Below are 13,381 nucleotides of genomic sequence, written 5' to 3'. Positions count from 1 at the left end.
CCCGACGCAGCAGGAATACCGCCGGCTGCTGTCCGCAGCGTATCCCGGGCTCCCAGTGGAGCAAGCTGGAACGGCACAGCTTGGAAATGCCCTGGCGGCCTACATCGGCGCTGCAATCGACCTGCAGCCAGCACCGTGGGATCACCACGTTTCGGCAAACAACGCAGCGCTGGCCCCCCGGCAAAAGCGTGCCGCTCTGGTTTTCTTTGGGAAAGGTTGCTGCGTGGTTTGCCATGGAGGCACCCGGTTCTGGGACTTCGAGTTCCATGCGCTGGCTGTTCCGCAGCTGTCGGTGGGCAAGCACGGCGCCTTTCTTGACTCCGGACGCGCGAGTGTCAAGAGCCAGACGGCGGACCGCTTCCGGTTTCGAACGCCGCCCCTGCGGAGCGTTGTCTTGACCGGTCGCTGGGGCCATAACGGCGTGTTCGAAAACCTCGACGACGTGATCGCCCACCACTACAACCTGGTACCGGCGCTGCTCAAGGCACAGCAGTCACAACCACAGCCTTCCGGGCATGCCGGGCGGCTGCTGGGCGAGGACGTGCTGCTCTGACTCGCCTGCTGAATCAACAGGAATCTCGGCGTCTAAAGCCGATTCGACTGGCATAGATACAGCGAGCCGATAATTTAATCTATTAGCCGCCACCTGCCTGCCACTGCCCCGGCATAAAGCGGGACATGCATGGCGTTGAGCTGAACCAAGAGCGACCGCCGGATAAGCAGCGACTGGAAACCACCGCATAGTGTCTTCGCAAGCAGGAACGCCACACTTGCAGTAGCAGCGGGTTGAGAATGCATTGACGCCACGCATTCCATCATGAGAACGGTTTATATTGGCATCACAAACGCAAAACGCGCCGCTTCCGAATGCATTAATGCGGCAGTAGATGCGCCATTGCCTTGCAAGGTGAAATAGCCGCCTTGAAGAGGGTCAGTAAATATTTATTGAAATATCTTATTCTTCGTAGCCCGTCTCATCATCTTCATCCTCGCCTTCCTCTCCCAACTCCTCCTCTCCACTTTCCTGGACGTCGAAGTTGTAGTTGTATCTTGAGGTGCCGTCATTGCCGCTCATATCGCCGCCCCGGATCAGACGAAACGCTTCCTTAATGGCCTTTTCAACGTCCGATTCGGTTTTTCCCTCAACGTGGATACTGATCTCTCTACTAAGCATTACTTCTCCTTTGGTTGACAATCTCGCGCGCCGCAGGATGAAACTTGAAGACGCACAAATAGCGGTGCGCTTTTTACCACCGATGAGTGGCGACGCGCCCCCTGCACCCTTGGTGAAGACCGTCCGGCGCTGCTGATACCGCTTCGCGTAGCCAATGAACCAGTCAGCGTAGCTCTGCAGGTCGTTGACGAGGCTGCGCAGCCGGTGTCGCGACGCAAACTTTCAACGCGTTGCAGGCACTCCTGCTGGCGGCCGTGTCAGAGCAACCATTTGGCCTTCTCCACTCGCGCGCTCAGCCAGCCCGAACGTCCAGAACCGGGGTTTCCACAGCCCGCCCACCATGACGGGCTGTTTCTTTGTCGGGCCTTCCAATGCACTGCTGTAGCCCGCTGGGTCAGCACTGAAGGCTTGTGCCGGGGCGCACGCTGATGACAGAGGCCAGGGCGCGTACCAGAATCCTCGCAGCACGCCCGGCAGGCAGCGGTCGACCGACGATCGGTCTGGTGCCACCGTCGTTTCGCGTCGGACCTGGGCCTGTCGACGGGCGTGCCACCTTGCGGAGGCCGGCCCATGATGTCTTTCCCTCAGACCCGCCGCCTTGCTTTCAGCGGTGACCGACGCCGTCTGCTCGTCGGCGCTGCGGTCTTCGGCACGGGGATCGGGCTGCTACTCACCGGCTGCGCGCAGCCCAGCCGGACCGCGCCAATGGCAGTCCCCCCTGCATCGCTGTCGAAAGCCAGCTCCGGCCCCCCTACACGCATCGTGCTGCTCGGCACGAAAGGCGGTCCTCGCGTCGGTGGCGCCGGTCGCTCCAACCCCGCGACGCTGATCGTCGTCGCCGGCGTGCCGTATCTCGTCGACTGCGGCTACGGCGTGAGCCGGCAGCTCGTGCGCGCCAACGTGCCGCTCAACACCCTGCGCCACGTATTCATCACCCACCAGCACTCGGACCACAACCTGGAGTACGGCGCCGTCGTCTACAACGCCTGGGCGACCGGGCTGAACGTGCCGGTGCACGCCTACGGCCCGCCGCCGATCGCGCAGATGACGCGCGACTTCATGGCTTTCATGCGCTTCGACATCGAAACGCGCATGGCCGACGAGGGCCGCCCCGACCTGCGCCAACTGCTGGTGGCGCACGAGATCGACCGCCCGGGCCTGGTACTGCGCAACGCCGACGTGACGGTCACCGCTGCCCGCGTGCGCCATCCGCCCATCGAACAGGCTTACGCCTTCCGTTTCGACACGGCTGACCGCTCGATTGTCGTCTCGGGCGACACCACGTACTCGCCTGAGCTGATCGAGCTGTCCCGTGGCGCGGACGTGCTGATCCACGAGATCCTGTACGAGCCCGGCATCGACCGGCTGCTGGCGCGCGTGCCCAACGCGGTAACGCTGCGCAAGCACATGATGGACAGCCACACCGTGCCCGAGGACGTGGGCCGCGTGGCGGCCGCTGCCGGTGTGAAGACGCTGGTGCTGTCGCATTTCGTGCCCGGTGACGACGACACGATCACCGACGCGATGTGGACCGACGGGGTGCGCCGGCACTATGGCGGGCCCATCGTCGTCGGACGCGATCTGCTGGAGATCTGAAGACAAGGTCCCAACGTACCCTGCCGTCAGCGCTGAAGGAGCACGGCACCCTCCAGCACCGGAAATCCAGCCGGTCGGCAAGCTGGTCTACATTGACTCGTATGCGCCCGTTTGCATACTCGGCGCAGTTCCTTGGAGGTGTTGACCTGTGGCAGATGTCTTCCATGACCGGCACGCGAGAGGCCGAACCAGAACCGGTTGGCTCAACGCGCATCACACGTTCTCGTTTGGCAGCTTCAATGACCCGACCAGAATGGGCTTTCGCGCCCTGCGGGTCATCAACGAGGACGTGATCACCGGCGGCTCCTGGTTTCCGGAGCATGCGCACGACCACTTCGACATCCTGACGTTCATGCTGGCCGGCACGCTGGCGCATTCCGATTCTGCGGGTCACCGGGGACTGCTGCATGCCGGCGACGTGCAGTGCATCAGCGCCGGCTCCGGCATCCGCCACACCGAGCGCAATCCATCCCCGGACATGCCAACCCATCTCTTTCAGATCTGGTTGCATGCCGACGCCGACAAGGCGCCACCGCGCTACCAACTGCTGCGCGGGGCCCTCGACCCGGGATCGCCCGAGCCCCGCCTGATTGCAGACCCTGGTGAACAGGACGACGCCCTGCGCCTTCGGGCACCAGTGCGCATCTGGGCCAGTCGCGCCGGACCAGGGACCCAGTGCGCGCACGCGCTGGCGCCAGGGCGATTCGGCTGGCTGCAGTTGCTCGAAGGCGTCGTGGAGGTCGACGCGCAGGCACAGGCCACGGCGCTGGAACTGCGTGGCGGCGACGCGCTGCAACTGTCCACGGTTCGCCACCTCACCCTCAGGCCCACGACGGCGGCCGCCTGGCTGTGGTTCGATCTTCCATGAGGCGCCCGCAGTGCTACAGGCGAGCCGAGTGAAGGCAGGCCGCCTCTGGCTTTCGCTTTCTCGCCGCGTTCATCGGCCCGGCCGGGTATTCAGGGCCCCGTATCAGCGAAAAAGTCTCAGAGTGACGTTTGCTTCGTGAAACCCGAGCAGCCATTACAACGCTTCCTTTGCACCCTTCAAACAGGGGCACTCAATTCCGGATGGCGAGACACTGCAATTGGTAGCATGCAATTGCATTTCGCAACGGGGGGTTGTATGAACAACATTCTGCTTCTAGAGGATTTGCCTCAGATTCGCAGCTGGCTCAAGAGCCTGGTACTGGCGGTATTCCCGGATGCCACGATTGCCGAAAGTGCCCGGGTGCACGATGCAATGGGCTTGTTGTCGGTGGTGAACTTTGATCTTGCGCTGGTCGACCTGGGTCTGCCCGATGGCTCGGGTGTGGACGTGGTAGCGGCACTGCGCCAGCATCAGCCTCAGGCGCAGTCCGTGGTGGTTTCTATTCATGACGACGACGAGCATCTCTTTCCCGCACTGCAGGCCGGCGCCTGGGGCTACATCCTCAAGGAGCAGCCTCGCGAGTTCATCACCGAGCAACTGCAGCGCATCAGCCATGGCGAGCCGCCGCTGTCGCCTTCCATCGCACGCCGTGTCCTGGCCTATTTCGCTGCGCAGGCCAAGCCACAGGCCGATCTCATGCCGCACGTCAACCTCACCGAGCGGGAACGAGACGTACTGCTGCGCGTGGCCAAGGGCTTCACGTTGCCCGAGATCGGCGTGCAGCTGAACCTGTCGCGCCACACCATTGCTGACTACGTCAAGCAAATCTATCGCAAGCTCAACGTGAGCTCGCGCGCCGAGGCCGCGCTGGAGGCACAGCGGTTGGGGCTTTTCAGCCACTCCAGCAGCGCAGGCACCGGCTATTCAGGAGCTGCGGCCTGGCGGCGCTGACGGTGTAGCAGCGCAAGCGGCAACCCACTTCCAGTTGTCTGCGGCTTCCAGTGCCAGTTCAGCAGTGCTGCCGCCTTTTGCGGTACGGTAGGTTGCCCCCGCAACAGTGCCTGGTGCGTGTGTGGCCCTGATTGGGCCGCGATCCGCGGGCCCCTTGCGGCGCCGGGTCAACACCACGCCCAGCACACCGAGTCTGGTCACCATGGAAGCATCGCTTCCTGGCTCTGGCAGTATGGTCCTTGGCTCATCAGGTCGTCGGCCGGTCGAGAGAAGACGGCTCAATGCTGGTCCGGTATCCACACCGTGGAACGCCATCGGCGATAACGCCACCCCAAGCAATCCATCAAGCGACGCTTCGATTGGTTCAAGGCACGAAGGGGCTAACCGCCAGTAGGGTGCGTGTCAGAAGCCCGCGCACCCCCATAAGGACACCATCGCGGACGTTCCTCAGAAAGGCAAAACCTGCTGACTGGCACGTGAACGTGCCGCAGCCGCCTGGCGCGATGCCTTCAAGCGTGCCGGCGCAGGCCCCGTCTCGTTGTCCGCTGCCGGCGATCGGCGCGACGAACCGTCGCTGGAAGCGCCACTCGAGCCCGAGCCTGAGGAGCCTGAGCCTGAACCTGAGCTACCGGCGCTGGTCGAACCAGTGCCGAAGCTGCGGCCGCCCGGCAAGCCGCTGTCCGTGGTCGATCCGCTCGTGCCCTTGCCGATGGAACCGGATTGCTGCTTGGTGTGTTTGGACGAGCTGCTGCTGGTAGTGGCACCACTGCCGCTGCCTGTGGTGCTGGCCGCGCTTGGAGCGCTGGCGCCACCCGAGCCACCGCTCGTGGAGCCGCTGCTGCCACCCGAGGAACCGCCGGAGTGCGCCTGGGACAGCGCCGCGGCGCCGACCAGGATGGCCGCCACGGTCCAGCGCAGCAGCGATGAAGCTTGCATGTCGGGCTGCCGGACAGTCGTTGACCAGTAGCGCGGCAAGCCCCGTCCTTCAGGGCTCGTCTTTACCCACATTTTTTGGCGAGTTGGTAACCATCGACCCAAGCGTCAAGCAACGTCAATCCTCTCCACAACGTCTGCCATCCTGGATCGCCATCGTGAGTTCGAGCAAGGAAGCCACCGAGCCGGGCCACCTCGCGCAGGTAGCCTTGTATGGTCAGGGCTTGAAGCTCGACGTTGCGTTTGGCACATAGCACCGTCAGATGATCTTCATCGACATGCGCCGCAGCGGGATCATCGGTACAACAGCGCGCCACGCGCTGCAACGCCAGCAAGCGCACAGCCACGACGCTGCAGAAGCCCAGCAGCGCCTCGACGGCATGTGCCTGCTTGAGCTGAGAGCGTTCGATGTTGCAGCCCGATTTCAGGCATTTATGGAACTCCTCGATACCCCAATGACAACGCCTCTATACGTTTGACAAGCGCGGATGTGCCGCCGAAATTAGTTCGTGAGGCCTTGCTGGGCCTGGTGCAATGGGTTGAGCGACGAGGTCGTCATGAACGCTTGCCTGGAGGCGGTGGGCTGGACTGTGCTACCGCAACTACAGCGGCGGTGCCTGGTTTACTGGCTGAGCCAGTTGGCCCTGCGGCAGTTGGAGTCTGCCCAGGGCGCAAAGGAGAGCGAGCATGAGTGCCGTGATGGTAGGGCGCTCGCGGCAGCACAGCGAGAAGGTCACTGGCGTGCACCTGGAGCGCTTGGCACTGGTGTACGTGCGTCAGTCGACACTGCAGCAGCTGGAGCGACACCAGGAGTCGACGCGGCTGCAGTATGGACTGGTAGAACGTGCTTGGTCGTTGGGCTGGGAACGCCACCAAATTGAGGTGATAGACGAGGACCTGGGCAAGTCCGGCACGTCGGTTGAGGGACGTGATGGATTCCAGCGCCTGCTCAGCAAGGTTGCTTTGGACCAAGTGGGCATTGTGCTGGGTATCGAGATGTCGCGTCTGGCGCGCTCGTGCCGAGACTGCTACCAACTGCTGGAGGTGTGCGGGCTCTTTGGCACGTTGATCGGCGATCTGGACGGTGTCTATGACCCTACGGACTACAACGATCGTTTGTTGTTGGGACTCAAGGGAACCATGTCGGAAGCCGAACTGCACATGCTCAAGCAACGCATGCTTGCTGGTAAACGAGCCAAGGCTGCGCGCGGGGAACTGGGTGTGCTCGTACCGATTGGCTATATTCGGCTGCCTTCGGGAGAAGTGGTCAAGGACCCGGATGAGCAGGCGCAGTCGGTTGTGGCACTGATCTTCGAGCAGTTTGCGCGCTGTGGGACGATCAACGGCGTGCTGCAGTACCTTGTACGCAACCACATCGATCTTCCATGCCGCGTGCTCAGCGGCAAAGACCAGGGCCAGCTGCAGTGGCATGCGCCCAGCCGGGTGACGCTGTCATGCCTGCTACACAACCCCATCTATGCCGGTGCCTATGTGTATGGCCGCCGTCGCATTGACCCGCGGCGGCAGCAGCCCGGGAGACCGAGCACGGGACGGCAGGTGGTGGCTATGGGAGAGTGGGACGTACTGCTCAAGGATCGACTGCCGGCCTACATCAGCTGGGAGCAGTTTGAAGCCAACGTGCGTCAAATCGAGTCCAATCTCGCCCAGGTCAAAGGCACTATCCGGCACGGTCCATCGCTACTGTCGGGGCTGGTCGTGTGCGGGCGATGTGGACTTCGCATGGCGGCCCGGTATTGCAACAACGGACACGACTTGCGCTACTGCTGCATCACCATGATGGTGGAACATGCCCAGCCACTTTGCCAGTCCCTCGTGGGGCAGCCCTTGGATGACTGGGTCTGCCGGCAAGTGCTGGCCGCCCTGCAGCCCGCAGCTCTGGAGGTCAGCCTCAAGGCCATTGAGGACGTGCAAGCTGAGCGCGCACAACTGCATCGCCATTGGCAGCAGCGCTTGGAACGCGCCCGCCATGAGGCTGGGCGGGCACAGCGGCAATACGACGCCATTGAGCCGGAGAACCGCCTGGTAGCGCGCACGCTGGAGCGACAGTGGGAGCAAGCCCTGCAGACCGAACTTCAACTGCAAGCCGAGTATGCGCGCTTCGAAGCTCAACAACCAGCTACGCTGGGCGAAGCTGAGCGCCAAGCCATCCGCCGCCTTGCAGTCGATATCCCGGCGCTGTGGCATGCGCCGACGACTACTGCGGCTGAGCGACAGGCCATCATCAGGCAGTTGGTCGAGCGGGTCGTGGTAACGGTCCTAGGCGAAAGCGAACTCGTCGATGTGCAGCTTCACTGGGTGGGAGGGCATGCCACCGGAGCAACGCTGGTACGGCCCGTAGCACGCCTGGATCAGTTGAGTTACTACCCTCAACTACTACAACGTGTGGCCGATCTGCATGCCGAACACGAGACCATTACAGCAATTGCCAGCCGCCTCAACGCCGAAGGGTGGCGCCCGGCTAAACGCCGCTCGACCTTCAATGAGAGCATGGTGCAAACGTTGTTGGTTGCTCAGGGGCTTCGCAGTCCACGTCGTTGCAACCGCGACAAGATTGAGGATCGGGGCGCTAATGAGTGGACCATCGCGGAGCTAGCTCATCGGCTGTCCATTCCACAGCCAACCCTGTTCAGCTGGCTGCGGCGCGGTTGGCTGCAAGGGCGTCGGGCTGATCAGACGGCACACCGCATGTGGCTCATTCAGGCTGACGAAGCCGAACTCGCAAGGCTGCGCGCACTGCGATCGCGCTCGCGGGCATGGCATTGACTCTTACGGAGGCAACATGACTGGTCGATCTCAATGGACCAGCGCTGCTCGTACCAGAGCACACATTGGGCTGCGTCGTCGAAGTTGTTGATGGGCCACGTGGCCAGCAGCAGCCATTCCACGTCGTTACGCGCATCCCAGCAGCGCACCACGCTGGCTGCCAGTGGGGGGAAGCCAGCAAGCGCAGGGACGTTGCGGGTAGGCAGCACCTGGACTTCACGCCAGGCCAAGTTCAAGTGCAGCGTGCGCGCCGCCTGCCCGGGGCGGGCGCGCTGATGCAACTGCAGTCGCCCCTGGACGGGCAGTGCCCGGGCCTGCGTGAGCAAGTGGCCGTTATGGGCGGTGCGCCGGTTGGTGAAGATCCTCGACAGGCATTGCCAGCCCAGCGATACGGCACGACTCCAGTAGTCAAACGAATCACTGCCCCGGTCCCCGATGCCGATCCAGCGGCAGCCTTGCGGCACCCGACCTACCGCCTCCAGCACCTTGGGCCAAACCTCGGATTCCTTGTTCGCCCGGGCGTAGCGCTGTGTCCGGGTTTCGGTGTGCTTGTGCGTTACCCCGGCAACACGAGCCCAGCACAGCTGCGCCGCCAGCCCAAAGACTTGGCCGCTGGGTGTCAGCGCCAGCAAGTTATGCGCGAACAACCCGTTGCCGGCATGGTTACCGATGGGTCCATACCCGTGTGCTTGCTCCATTTGCGAGAAGTCCAGCGTGGTGGTGTCCTGCACGAACAACGTCACGGGCACCTGCGCCGCCGCCGAGCGGGTGTGCTGCAGGTGCGGCTGCAGCAACGCATCGGCGCGTGACATCGGCACAGTGCAAGAGTCGGTAGGCTGCCTTGCAGTTGCCCCAGCTTTGCGTTTGAACGGGAATTCCTTTGCCTGGCGCCTGCATCATGCCCAACGCCAGGCGGCACGCCCGGCGCGAACGCCTGACATCACCGAGTTCTGAGGCGGCAAACTGCTCAGCAATCCACAACTCGTCCCCGTCCATGGCACCACCTCGTACATCCTGTGGTCAGCCACATTCTGAAAGATGTGGGTAAAGACGAGGCCTTCAGGCCGAGGAGGATGTCAAGTCGAAGAACGGCGTCGCTGCTGGCTCCGGTATCACCGATCGCGCGGCACAGTCCAGACACCGGAAAGCAAAGGACAGGCGCCAAGTAGGGCGATGCGCGCTGAACGAGCACGTGGTTGCCGCCGCCCAGGACGCATGCAACTCCATCTGACCGGCAGATGCTGTAATGCCGGCGTGTGCAGCAGATTCCTGCCACGGGCCATCTGCACCGACCCGGGGACATGCCGGGTCGTCTGCAGCGGCAGGCGGCTCGGCGGCTTTCCCGCTTTCAATGACTGCGCCGTGAGCGCCTCAGTACCAGCCGGCCCAGCAACAGGGCGTCAAAGCCCAGTGTCGCCCGTCACGCGCCTGCAGCCTGTTGTGAAAACCTGCAGGTTGCTTTGCGCTTCGGGTGCATCCCACTGCCAGGAGCACGCACGTCACCGCCGCTGGCGGCAAGCCGCTACAGCGACACCGCCAAGAGCACGCCCGATGCCGCACCTGAAGCGATGCCAAGCCACAGCAGCGCCGCACCAGCACGCGGCTGGTGCCCGACCAGTCTGAGAGCGACAACAGCCGCAGCACCGCCGAATGCGATAAGCCCCAGCACGGCGGCATTCGTGGAATTCATTTTCTGGCCTCCTTCATTTTTCGCCCTGGCAATAATGGCCCCACGGGCCGCGCGAAGACACAGAACGCGCGTGGCTGCAAATCGGATGACGTCAGGCCAAGGGGGTGCTTCACTTGTCGTCGAGATAGGCATTGCCACGCGCTGATGCGGTGGGCCTACGATTCCTTCGTCAGGCGGTTTAACCGCTTGGCCGGTCGTCACCGGCAAGGAGTTGCACCATGGAAACCGCACATCAATCCACGATGGCCCGTCTGCGTGTCCTGGTGTCGATCGGAATGGGACTTGTCATGCCATCGATGGGCATGACGTCGGGTGCTGCGCATGCCGCCGTGACCGGCACGGTGGTGGCCTGGGGCAAGAAAAGCGAAGGTCAGACAAGCGTACCCGCCGGCCTGCGCGGCATCACGGCCCTTGTTGCAGGGTCCTGGCACACGGTGGCGCTCAAGAGCGACGGCACGGTGGTGGCCTGGGGCTCCAATATTTACGGCCAAACGAACGTACCGCTGCAGCTCAGCGGTGTCATGGCCATTGCCGCCGGGGGCTACCACACGGTGGCGCTCAGGAGCGACGGCACGGTGGTGGCCTGGGGTTACAACTTCCACGGCGAGACGAACGTGCCCGCCACGCTGCGCAGCGTGCGAGCCATTGCCGCCGGGGATAACCACACCGTGGCGCTCAACGCCAATGGCACGGTGGAGGTCTGGGGCAGCAACCGATACGGCCAGAGGAACGTACCCGTTGGCCTGAGCGGTGTCGTGGCCATCGCCGCCGGGGCGGTCCACACGGTGGCGCTCAAGAGCGACGGCACCGTGGTGGCCTGGGGTTACAACGGCCTGGGCCAGACGGAAGTGCCTGCCGGCCTCACGGGCGTGCGTGCCATCGCCGCAGGGTGGTCCTACACGTTGGCGATCAAGAGCGACGGCACGGTCGTGGGCTGGGGCGACAACCTCAAGGGCCAGACGGACGTACCTGCCGGGCTGCGCGGCGTGCGTGCCGTCGACGGCGGGCAGAGCCACACGGTGGCGCTCAAGCGTGACGGCACGGTGGTGGCCTGGGGCCTCGACAACGCCGGCCAGGCGAGCGTCCCGCAGGGGCTGCGCGACATCATGGCGGTCTCCGCCGGGGCCTATCACACGGTGGCGCTCAGGAGCAGCTACCGCTTCGGCGGCTTCGTTGCTCCGGTGAATGCGGCGCCGATCATCAACACGCTCAAGGCCGGCGTGGCCGTGCCGGTGACGTTCGGCCTGGGGGGCAACCAGGGCCTCGACATCCTGGCCCGCGGCTACCCAACTGCATCGAGGGTCGTGTGCAACCCTGACGCCCGCACCGATGAAATCGAGCAGACCGTGGCTGCGGACCACAGCAGCCTGAGCTATGACGCCCCGACCAACGCCTACACCTACGTCTGGAAAACCGATCCCGCCTGGGCCGGCCAGTGCCGCAGGCTGACCCTGCGCTTCGCCGATGGCATCGAGCGCAGCGCCCTCTTCCGCTTCAGGTAGACCGGTTCAGTGGGGCGATCAGCGTGACTTGGCCTCGACTGAACCGGATTGGGCTTGGTCCTTCGTCCACGACATCAAAGTGCACTGGCCTACATAGACGTCACCTACCGCCGCCGCGCTGGTGGCAGTCGGTTATCCCTGCTCACGCTACTTGATTGCACCTACTGCCACGGCGACTCCTACAGTGGCACCAGGCGGCCCCATACCAAGGCTGGCGAGGACAAGCCCATGAAGCTCCACATCCCGATGGCAGCGCTGGATGTTGCACTGGCTTCCACGGCAGCCTGGGCGCAGGACAGGCCGCTCACGCGTGCCGAAGTGAAGGCCGAGCTCGAGCACGCACGCACCGATGGCTCGCTGCAAAGGCTCCACAGCGATGACTACGGCACTTGGTGGGAAGGCTTGAACCGGGGCGCCACCCTAGCGGGCGCCGCTGGCCGCAGCTTCTAAAGAGGTACGCCGGCCATGCAAGGGGGCAAGACCCGCGCCGAGGTGAAGGGCGAACTGCGCCGCGCCCGCGACAGCGGTGAGCTGCAGCGTCTGCAAGAGAGCTACGGCCCTGGCGACTGAACCGGCATGCACCGGTGCGGCATGCCCGCCGCGCCGGCTCGCGCATCCCAGCCCAGGACTCATGGACGAGGTCCCTCGCCTATTGAGCCGGCCGTGGCGACCTTGGGCAAGAAGGCTACGGTGCTTTCAAGCAATGCCGGCGACGATACCAATGGCACCGCTCTCCTTCTTGTCACGTCACCGGCGTTGTTCCCACCCTCCCCTTCAGCCGCCAGCCTGAAGCCGGCCTTGAGCGTCACCGGTTAGTGGCGGATGCGGCGACCGACCTCATGGTCACGCGTTTTCATGGAAGGCACTTTGTGGTGAGTCGCTGACCCAGCGCGCTGGCCTGGATCCGAGACAGCGAAGTCGTGCACAACTCAAGCCTCCGCTCGCCATGCGGCTGGAGGCCGTACGGCGCTGAGGCGGCGCCATCCGCAGCTCATGCGCAGCGTCCGCCGCATGCTGTAGCGGCATAGTCGCGCCTGGCGTGCCCTGGGGGTCTGGGCTTGTCCCGCCAGACCAGCTTGGTACCAGGCTCCGTGACCGGGCCATCCCGATAGCCGAGACCGTCCGTCTTGAGAGCGCCTTGGTACCAGCCATCCATCCAGGCATCGGCTTCAACTGAGCCGCGCGGGTATGGACAGACGCCGGCCACTTCCGAAAGCACTTGACCATGAGCGAAGCCCTCGCTCCATGTCTCTCGTTCGTTCTGTCTGATGGCTTTCATGGCACGAATCCTTTGGGGGTTGCCCTCTCGCCGATGTCGGCACTTCAGCAAATCCGGGACCAATCAGCCTAAAGCATGCCGCGCCAGTGCTTGGGCGTGATGGAGTCACACCTGCACGCTTGGCCTGCGTGGACTTCGACCTGGGCCGTGCGCGCCACCGGCGCAAAAAAACTAGGGCGGCAAAGTCAACTGATCGGCCAGCTGCTCCAGGCCAGCAAGGTAGTGCTCGGGATTGCGGCGGAAGCGCGTGCGCTGCACGCGCGCACAGCGCCGCCGCTCCAGTTGTTGTCGTAACTCCTGCCAGCGTTGTCGGTTGGCACTTGCGAGCTCGCGTGCCGTGACCAAGCACCCCCGCGTAGCCGTTGCCGCCAGCAGTCGCACCGCACCGCGCAGCACCGTGGCAGGGCTGGCGGCCTTGCGACCCGTGGTGCGCCGCTCGTGATGGCGGTACGAGCCGAACAGCTGTTCGAGAGCGTTGTTGGTGCGTGGCAACTCGGCGTTGTCGTAGCAGTGGAACAGTCCCGCGTGCCAGCGGCGCGCCACGTGCGCGAAGCGCTCCAGCGCCGGGGCCAGCGCGCCCGCGCAATGGCCGTGGCGGCTCATG

The 13,381-nt window shown here is 64.0% G+C and carries 14 protein-coding genes and 2 pseudogenes; 10 read left to right on the top strand and 6 right to left on the bottom strand.

All coding sequences use genetic code 11. The annotated features are described in order from the left end of the window. Positions 1 to 55: 55 nt before the first annotated feature. Complete coding sequence (locus H537_RS54035; protein ID WP_156902204.1) at positions 56 to 553, top strand: hypothetical protein; 498 nt, start codon at positions 56 to 58, stop codon at positions 551 to 553. A gap of 402 nt (positions 554 to 955) precedes the next feature. Here the strand turns inward: H537_RS54035 and H537_RS0137660 are convergent, their stop codons facing one another. Continuing rightward, positions 956 to 1,174, bottom strand: a complete 219-nt coding sequence (locus tag H537_RS0137660) for a hypothetical protein (protein WP_029001979.1) — start codon at positions 1,172 to 1,174, stop codon at positions 956 to 958. 573 nt (positions 1,175 to 1,747) lie between these two features. Between H537_RS0137660 and H537_RS48025 the strand changes: the two genes are divergently transcribed. From H537_RS48025 to H537_RS0137640, 4 genes are all read left to right on the top strand, one after another. Beyond that, positions 1,748 to 2,770 carry an MBL fold metallo-hydrolase gene (locus tag H537_RS48025; RefSeq protein WP_375136359.1) on the top strand — a complete coding sequence of 341 codons (1,023 nt, stop codon included), beginning with the start codon at positions 1,748 to 1,750 and terminating at the stop codon, positions 2,768 to 2,770. A gap of 148 nt (positions 2,771 to 2,918) precedes the next feature. Beyond that, entirely contained in the window at positions 2,919 to 3,638 is a 720-nt protein-coding gene (locus tag H537_RS0137650; RefSeq protein WP_029001978.1) for a pirin family protein, read from the top strand. A gap of 255 nt (positions 3,639 to 3,893) precedes the next feature. Beyond that, positions 3,894 to 4,589: a response regulator gene (locus tag H537_RS48020; protein ID WP_051244574.1), complete on the top strand. Its 696-nt coding sequence runs from the start codon at positions 3,894 to 3,896 to the stop codon at positions 4,587 to 4,589. Between the two features lie 538 nt (positions 4,590 to 5,127). Continuing rightward, positions 5,128 to 5,556 carry a hypothetical protein gene (locus H537_RS0137640; protein ID WP_156902203.1) on the top strand — a complete coding sequence of 143 codons (429 nt, stop codon included), beginning with the start codon at positions 5,128 to 5,130 and terminating at the stop codon, positions 5,554 to 5,556. 31 nt (positions 5,557 to 5,587) lie between these two features. Here H537_RS0137640 and H537_RS51960 read toward each other — a convergent pair whose 3' ends face one another. After that, positions 5,588 to 5,839 (bottom strand): IS4 family transposase, encoded by a 252-nt coding sequence (locus H537_RS51960; RefSeq protein ID WP_238446953.1) that lies wholly within the window; start codon positions 5,837 to 5,839, stop codon positions 5,588 to 5,590. On the opposite strand from H537_RS51960, the gene H537_RS54800 reads away from it, so the two are divergent. Continuing rightward, positions 5,786 to 6,001 carry a hypothetical protein gene (locus tag H537_RS54800; protein WP_029001976.1) on the top strand — a complete coding sequence of 72 codons (216 nt, stop codon included), beginning with the start codon at positions 5,786 to 5,788 and terminating at the stop codon, positions 5,999 to 6,001. The two genes, H537_RS51960 and H537_RS54800, sit on opposite strands and share 54 nt — an antisense overlap. 208 nt (positions 6,002 to 6,209) lie before the next feature. Then, positions 6,210 to 8,306, top strand: coding sequence for a recombinase family protein (locus H537_RS48015; RefSeq protein WP_211235150.1), 2,097 nt, complete (start codon positions 6,210 to 6,212; stop codon positions 8,304 to 8,306). Here the strand turns inward: H537_RS48015 and H537_RS0137625 are convergent. The 3 genes and pseudogenes from H537_RS0137625 to H537_RS54030 form a co-directional block, all read right to left on the bottom strand. Further along, a complete protein-coding gene (locus tag H537_RS0137625) occupies positions 8,240 to 9,118 on the bottom strand; it encodes a hypothetical protein (RefSeq protein WP_029001975.1) in 879 nt (292 codons plus the stop codon). The two genes, H537_RS48015 and H537_RS0137625, sit on opposite strands and share 67 nt — an antisense overlap. 19 nt (positions 9,119 to 9,137) lie before the next feature. Continuing rightward, positions 9,138 to 9,302 (bottom strand): annotated as a pseudogene (locus tag H537_RS56965) (IS4/Tn5 family transposase DNA-binding protein); the annotation flags it as partial. 526 nt (positions 9,303 to 9,828) lie between these two features. Further along, positions 9,829 to 9,996 (bottom strand): hypothetical protein, encoded by a 168-nt coding sequence (locus H537_RS54030; RefSeq protein WP_156902200.1) that lies wholly within the window; start codon positions 9,994 to 9,996, stop codon positions 9,829 to 9,831. A 218-nt stretch (positions 9,997 to 10,214) separates the two neighbouring features. Here H537_RS54030 and H537_RS48010 point away from each other — a divergent pair, with 218 nt between their 5' ends. From H537_RS48010 to H537_RS54795, 3 genes are all read left to right on the top strand, one after another. Further along, complete coding sequence (locus H537_RS48010; protein ID WP_084151259.1) at positions 10,215 to 11,498, top strand: PxKF domain-containing protein; 1,284 nt, start codon at positions 10,215 to 10,217, stop codon at positions 11,496 to 11,498. 228 nt (positions 11,499 to 11,726) lie between these two features. Beyond that, positions 11,727 to 11,948 carry a DUF4148 domain-containing protein gene (locus H537_RS0137615; protein ID WP_029001974.1) on the top strand — a complete coding sequence of 74 codons (222 nt, stop codon included), beginning with the start codon at positions 11,727 to 11,729 and terminating at the stop codon, positions 11,946 to 11,948. Positions 11,949 to 11,963: 15 nt separating this feature from the next. Continuing rightward, on the top strand, positions 11,964 to 12,068 hold the full coding sequence (locus tag H537_RS54795) for a DUF4148 domain-containing protein (protein WP_169517180.1): 105 nt from the start codon (positions 11,964 to 11,966) through the stop codon (positions 12,066 to 12,068). Between the two features lie 880 nt (positions 12,069 to 12,948). On the opposite strand, the pseudogene H537_RS54790 reads toward H537_RS54795, so the two are convergent. Further along, positions 12,949 to 13,381: pseudogene (locus H537_RS54790) on the bottom strand (ISNCY family transposase); the annotation flags it as partial.

The organism is Azohydromonas australica DSM 1124 (assembly GCF_000430725.1).
GTDB classification, from domain to species: Bacteria; Pseudomonadota; Gammaproteobacteria; order Burkholderiales; family Burkholderiaceae_C; genus Azohydromonas; species Azohydromonas australica.
Note: the sequence above shows the minus strand (reverse complement) of the source record. Positions and strands in the feature narration are given on the sequence as shown.

Bases quoted from the DNA above. Each gene is read 5' to 3' on its own strand.
- H537_RS0137625 (WP_029001975.1), bottom strand. From the start codon at position 9,118: ATGTCACGCGCCGATGCGTTGCTGCAGCCGCACCTGCAGCACACCCGC.
- H537_RS48025 (WP_375136359.1), top strand. From the start codon at position 1,748: ATGTCTTTCCCTCAGACCCGCCGCCTTGCTTTCAGCGGTGACCGACGC.
- H537_RS48010 (WP_084151259.1), top strand. From the start codon at position 10,215: ATGGAAACCGCACATCAATCCACGATGGCCCGTCTGCGTGTCCTGGTG.
- H537_RS0137660 (WP_029001979.1), bottom strand. From the start codon at position 1,174: ATGCTTAGTAGAGAGATCAGTATCCACGTTGAGGGAAAAACCGAATCG.
- H537_RS0137615 (WP_029001974.1), top strand. From the start codon at position 11,727: ATGAAGCTCCACATCCCGATGGCAGCGCTGGATGTTGCACTGGCTTCC.
- H537_RS54800 (WP_029001976.1), top strand. From the start codon at position 5,786: ATGATCTTCATCGACATGCGCCGCAGCGGGATCATCGGTACAACAGCG.
- H537_RS54795 (WP_169517180.1), top strand. From the start codon at position 11,964: ATGCAAGGGGGCAAGACCCGCGCCGAGGTGAAGGGCGAACTGCGCCGC.
- H537_RS48015 (WP_211235150.1), top strand. From the start codon at position 6,210: ATGAGTGCCGTGATGGTAGGGCGCTCGCGGCAGCACAGCGAGAAGGTC.
- H537_RS48020 (WP_051244574.1), top strand. From the start codon at position 3,894: ATGAACAACATTCTGCTTCTAGAGGATTTGCCTCAGATTCGCAGCTGG.
- H537_RS54030 (WP_156902200.1), bottom strand. From the start codon at position 9,996: ATGAATTCCACGAATGCCGCCGTGCTGGGGCTTATCGCATTCGGCGGT.